Below are 5,652 nucleotides of genomic sequence, written 5' to 3'. Positions count from 1 at the left end.
TGACGAGGATCACCGTCTTCTGTGCCGCCGCCTCGCCGTTGACTGCGTGCTGGACGATCGATTCCAGCGAGATGTCATTGTCGGCCATGCGCTTGGCGATTGCCGCGAACACGCCGATGCGGTCGTGCACGGTCAGCCGGATGAAATAACCGCCGGCATGGCTGCGCATCTGCGCCTTCTTGTAGGGTTTCAGCTCCTTGGCCGGCCGGCCGAAGACCGGACCATGCTGGAAGCCTGGCCGGCTCTTGGCGATGTCGGCGATGTCGCCGATGACGGCCGATGCGGTGGCGTTGCCGCCCGCCCCGGGGCCGGACAGCAGCAGCTCACCCAGAATGTCGGTCTCGATCGCCACCGCATTGGTGACGCCATGCACCTGCGCGATGACCGATGCGGTCGGCACCATGGTAGGATGCACGCGCTGCTCGATGCCGCTCTCGGTGCGCTGGGCGACACCCAGCAGCTTGATCCGGTAGCCAAGATCGGCGGCCGCGCGGATGTCGGCCTGGGTGATGTTGGAAATGCCTTCCATGTAGATGTCGTTGGCGGCGATCCTGGTGCCAAAGGCAAGGCTGGTCAGGATCGACAGTTTGTGCGCCGTGTCGTGGCCCTCGATATCGAAGGTCGGATCGGCCTCGGCATAGCCCAGCCGCTGCGCGTCCTTCAGGCAAGCATCGAACGAGATGCCCTCGGCCTCCATGCGGGTCAGGATGTAGTTACAGGTGCCGTTGAGGATGCCGAACACGCGGGTGACCGAATTGCCGGCCATCGCCTCACGCATCGTCTTGATGACGGGAATGCCGCCCGCCACCGCCGCCTCGTAGTTCAGAAGCACGCCCTTCTTCTCGGCGATCTCGGCCAGCGCCACGCCATGCTTGGCCAGCAGCGCCTTGTTGGCGGTGACGACGTGACGGCCGGCTTCGAGTGCCGTCTTCACCGATGAGCGCGCCGGGCCCTCGTCGCCGCCGATCAGTTCGACGAACACGTCGATTTCTGCGGTCTGGGCCATCTTGACCGGATCGTCGAACCACTTTGCAGAGCTCAGATCGACGCCCCGATCGCGCTTGTGGTCGCGCGCCGAGACGGCGGTGACGATCACGTCACGGCCGCACTGGCGGGTCAGTTCCACCGCTTTGTCGCGCAGCACGCGCCCCACCGATGCACCGACCGTGCCGAGGCCGGCAATTCCAACACGCAATGCTTCAGCCATGTCCGGCGACGTCCCTCAAAGTCAGATCGAATTTGCGTGCGGCAAGCTTACCGGTGAGCGGAGAGCGGCACGACATTGTTGGGCTGCTTGGCGCTGGTCGACAGGAAGCGCTTGATGTTGCGCGCCGCCTGCCGGATCCTGTGCTCGTTCTCGACCAGAGCAACGCGCACGAATTCGTCGCCATGCTCGCCGAAGCCGACACCGGGCGCCACGGCCACGTCGGCATGTTCGATGAGCAGCTTGGAGAATTCGAGCGAGCCGAGATGCTTGAACGGCTCCGGGATCGGCGCCCAGGCGAACATCGATGCCGCCGGTGCCGGAATGGTCCAGCCGGCGCGGCCGAAGGCGTCGACCATCACGTCGCGGCGCTTATGGTAGATATCGCGCACCTCGGCGATATCGGCGCCGTCGCCGTTGAGCGCGTGTGCCGCCGCCACCTGGATCGGCGTGAAGGCGCCGTAATCGAGGTAGGACTTCACCCGCGTCAGCGCCGAGATCAGCCGCTCGTTGCCGACGGCAAAGCCCATGCGCCAACCGGGCATGGAGAAGGTCTTCGACATGGAGGTGAATTCGACGCAAACGTCGATCGCGCCAGGCACCTGCAGCACCGAAGGCGGCGGATTGCCGTCGAAATAGATCTCCGAATAGGCAAGGTCGGACAGGATGATGATGTCGTTCTTCTTGGCGAAGGCGACCACATCCTTGTAGAAATCGAGCGAGGCGACCAGCGCTGTCGGGTTCGACGGATAGTTGAGGATCAGCGCCAGCGGCTTCGGGATCGAATGCTTGACACCGCGCTCGAGCGCCGGGATGAAACCGTCGTCCGGCTCCACCTGCAGCGAGCGGATGACGCCGCCCGACATGATAAAGCCGAAGGCATGGATCGGATAGGTCGGGTTCGGGCACAGGATCACGTCGCCGGGCGCGGTGATCGCCTGCGCCATGTTGGCAAAGCCTTCTTTCGAGCCAAGCGTGGCCACCACTTGCGTGTCGGGGTTGAGCTTCACGCCGAAGCGCCTCCCATAGTAGGCGGCCTGGGCGCGGCGCAGGCCCGGAATGCCGCGCGACGAGGAATAGCGATGCGTGCGCGGGTCGCGCACGACCTCGCACAATTTGTCGACGATAGCCTTGGGCGTCGGCAGGTCCGGATTGCCCATGCCGAGGTCGATGATGTCGGCGCCACGCGATCGGGCGCTGGCCTTGAGCCGGTTGACCTGCTCGAACACGTAAGGCGGAAGCCGGCGAACCTTGTGAAATTCTTCCATGGCAGTTCCAGACAGCGAAGGGGTGTTGGGCGCGCGCTATATACTTATTTGCAGGTAGGGTCGAGGGCGGGGTCGCATTTGGCTTCGATCTGCTTCAGCGTTTCGTCGCCATGCTTCTTGGCCAGATCCGTCAGCGCCGCCTGGTTGGCGACCTTGGGGCCGCCGCCCTTTGCCGCCTGCGCATTCTCATCCGCCTTCAATTGCGCGAGCTTGGCGTTCTTCTCGGCTTCGGTGAACTGCGGCGCCGCCACTTGCGGCTTGATGTTCAGGTTCGGGAAGGTGCCGGTATCCTTCGGTCCCGCACCCACAGCGACAGGCGTCGGGCCATTCGTGTTGGTACTCGAGCACCCGGCAATGCCGATGAGGACGATCGCCGCGCCGATGCGGCAAAAACGTCCGGAACCGAAAAAAACAGTCTCGCCAATATTAATCGTCATATTGTTTCCTTGGCAGCCGAGGTAGAGCGAGATTGGCCCGGTCGGATGTCCCATGTTAATATGTCAAGAAAAGGCCTCGGGAGGAACCCCGCCAACCATGTCCAAAACACCCGATTCGGGCAAAGCGGAAGATGACCAGCCTTCGACCGTCGAGCAATATCTGGTGAAGGACCCGGAACGCTTCGCCCTGAACATGGCGCGCATGATCGAGCAGGCCGGCAAGGCCGCTTCCGCCTGGGCCGAGCCGCGCGAAAAAGGCGACGTGCGCGACCATGTGGCCGAGCCCGTCGTCGATATGGTGAAGACCTTTTCCAAGCTCAGCGAATACTGGCTTGCCGATCCGCAGCGCGCGCTGGAAGCGCAGACGCGGCTGTTCTCCGGCTATATGACGGTCTGGGCCAACGCCATTCAGCGCACCAGCAACGCCGCGCAAGACACCGAAGACGCGGTCAAGCCGGAGCGCGGCGACAAACGCTTCCTCGACCCGGAATGGGGCCGCAACGCCTTCTTCGATTTCCTCAAGCAGGCCTATCTCGTCACCTCGCGCTGGGCGGCCGATCTGGTTGAGCACGCCGAAGGTCTTGACGAGCACACCCGCCACAAGGCCGGCTTTTACGTCAAGCAGGTGTCCAACGCCATCTCGCCGTCGAATTTCATCCTGACCAATCCGGAACTGTTCCGCGAAACCGTCGCCTCGAACGGCGAAAACCTGGTGCGCGGCATGAAGATGCTGGCCGAGGACATCGCCGCCGGCAAGGGCGACCTGAAGCTGCGGCAGGCCGACTACTCGCCCTTCGAGATCGGCAGGAACATCGCCACCACTCCCGGCAAGGTGGTCGGCCGCAGCGACGTCGCCGAAATCATCCAGTACGAACCGGCGACCGAGACGGTGCTCAAGCGGCCCCTGCTGATCTGCCCGCCATGGATCAATAAATTCTACATCCTCGATCTGAACCCGCAGAAATCCTTCATTCGCTGGGCGGTTGAACAGGGCCACACCGTGTTCGTCATCTCCTGGGTCAATCCGGACGAGCGCCACGGCACCAAGAGCTGGGAAGCCTATATCCGCGAGGGTCTGCAATACGGCCTCGACACGGTCGAGAAAGCCACCGGCGAACGCGACGTCAACGCGATCGGCTATTGCGTCGGCGGCACGCTCCTGGCGGCTGCACTGGCGCTGATGGCGCAAGAGGGCGACGACCGCATCAAGTCGGCGACCTTCTTCACCACGCAGGTCGACTTCACCTATGCCGGCGACCTGAAGGTGTTCGTCGACGAAGAACAGGTCGCGGCAGTGGAAAAGTCGATGAGCGAAAAGGGCTATCTCGACGGCACCAAGATGGCGACCGCCTTCAACATGCTGCGCTCAGGCGACCTGATCTGGCCCTATGTCGTCAACAACTACATGCGCGGCAAGGATCCCCTGCCCTTCGACCTGCTCTACTGGAATGCCGATTCCACCCGCATGGCCGCGGCCAACCACTCTTTCTACCTGCGCAACTGCTATCTTGAGAACAACCTTTCGCAAGGCACGATGGAACTGGCGGGCCGCACGGTCTCGCTCGGCGACATCACGATCCCGGTCTACAACCTCGCCTCCAAGGAAGATCACATCGCGCCGGCGCTTTCGGTGTTCCTCGGCTCGAAATATTTCGGCGGCACGGTCGAGTATGTGATGGCCGGGTCGGGCCATATCGCCGGTGTCGTCAATCCGCCGGCATCCAACAAATACCAGTATTGGACCGGGGGTACGCCGACGGGCGACTTCAGCCAGTGGATAGCCAATGCCACCGACCATCCAGGATCCTGGTGGCCGCACTGGCAAGGCTGGATAGAGGCCAAGGACAACACCCGCGTGCCTGCCCGCAAACCGGGCAAGCATATGAAAACCTTGGGTGATGCTCCGGGCACCTATGTGAAGGTCCGTGTGTAACGGACTGTAATGTGTGGTGAGTTGACGGGCCGCCAAAAGCGGGCGAAATGGTGTCGTCAACCATCAAGCGGCCGTAATTCGGCAATCACTGCAAAAATACTTCCAGGCTTGCGGATTTGACACAGGTCTCGTTTCCGGATCGGAGACAAAGGTCACCTTGGCAGCGACGCATGCATGCCGCGCCAAGATATGCCGACCGGACATCGAGGGGGAATTTGACTTTGAAATCAGCAGGATGGAGCCTCGCAAAGGGAGAACGCCGCGCCATTGTGGCAGCGCTCTGCTCCTTGCTTCTGGCCTCCTGCACTTCGGCTGGCGACCCGGCAATGTCGGTCGGAATGCCCGGCTACAATGCCACCGCATCGGATGTAAACGCGGCCTCCAGCGGCAAGGCGATCGCCGCCTCCGATTCGTCTGATGTCACGACGGAGCAGACGACCGTGATGACGGCAAGCGACACGGCGCTGCCTGAAAAGGTCGCCTATGTGCCTGTGTCCAAACCGGGAGCTGCCTTTCCGCTGACCATGCCGGCGGGCGCCGAAACCATCGTTGGAAACACGCCGCAGTCGCTGACGCAGCAGGCACAGACCGCGCAGCAGACCGATGCGGTCGCCCAGCAGATCGCCGCGGCCGACGGCGACGTGGCGGCGCCGAAGCCCGCTGCCGCTCCGGCCATGAACAACCCGGTCTATGTGACGGCTGGCGAGATGCCGCAGGCCGAAGCACCAAAGAAGAAAGGCTTCCTCGCCTCGATGTTTGGCGCAACGCCAGCCTCGGCGACACCAGCCCCCCTCATCAGCAACGCCCGGA

General features: G+C 62.9%; 4 protein-coding genes and 1 pseudogene. 2 read left to right on the top strand and 3 right to left on the bottom strand.

Annotated features, from left to right (window positions below; translation table 11 throughout):
• The 3 genes from EN914_RS21815 to EN914_RS21805 form a co-directional block, all read right to left on the bottom strand.
• Window positions 1–1,207, bottom strand: a 1,207-nt coding sequence (locus EN914_RS21815) for a homoserine dehydrogenase (protein WP_164778841.1), incomplete at its 3' end; no start/stop codon positions are given.
• 47 nt (window positions 1,208–1,254) lie between these two features.
• On the bottom strand, window positions 1,255–2,472 hold the full coding sequence (locus EN914_RS21810; protein ID WP_013531991.1) for an LL-diaminopimelate aminotransferase: 1,218 nt from the start codon (window positions 2,470–2,472) through the stop codon (window positions 1,255–1,257).
• 44 nt (window positions 2,473–2,516) lie between these two features.
• On the bottom strand, window positions 2,517–2,909 hold the full coding sequence (locus tag EN914_RS21805) for a hypothetical protein (protein WP_013531992.1): 393 nt from the start codon (window positions 2,907–2,909) through the stop codon (window positions 2,517–2,519).
• Window positions 2,910–3,006: 97 nt separating this feature from the next.
• Between EN914_RS21805 and phaC the strand changes: the two genes are divergently transcribed.
• Together phaC and EN914_RS21795 are read left to right on the top strand one after the other, a co-directional pair.
• Complete coding sequence (phaC, locus tag EN914_RS21800; RefSeq protein WP_013531993.1) at window positions 3,007–4,842, top strand: class I poly(R)-hydroxyalkanoic acid synthase; 1,836 nt, start codon at window positions 3,007–3,009, stop codon at window positions 4,840–4,842.
• A 215-nt stretch (window positions 4,843–5,057) separates the two neighbouring features.
• Window positions 5,058–5,652 (top strand): annotated as a pseudogene (locus EN914_RS21795) (peptidase M15A); the annotation flags it as partial.

The sequence above is a fragment of the Mesorhizobium sp. M7A.F.Ca.CA.001.08.2.1 genome (assembly GCF_003998455.1).
GTDB classification, from domain to species: Bacteria; Pseudomonadota; Alphaproteobacteria; order Rhizobiales; family Rhizobiaceae; genus Mesorhizobium; species Mesorhizobium ciceri.
Note: the sequence above shows the minus strand (reverse complement) of the source record. Positions and strands in the feature narration are given on the sequence as shown.

Excerpts from the sequence above, each read along its gene's own strand:
- EN914_RS21810 (WP_013531991.1), bottom strand. The coding sequence starts at position 2,472 with ATGGAAGAATTTCACAAGGTTCGCCGGCTTCCGCCTTACGTGTTCGAG.
- EN914_RS21805 (WP_013531992.1), bottom strand. The coding sequence starts at position 2,909 with ATGACGATTAATATTGGCGAGACTGTTTTTTTCGGTTCCGGACGTTTT.
- phaC (WP_013531993.1), top strand. The coding sequence starts at position 3,007 with ATGTCCAAAACACCCGATTCGGGCAAAGCGGAAGATGACCAGCCTTCG.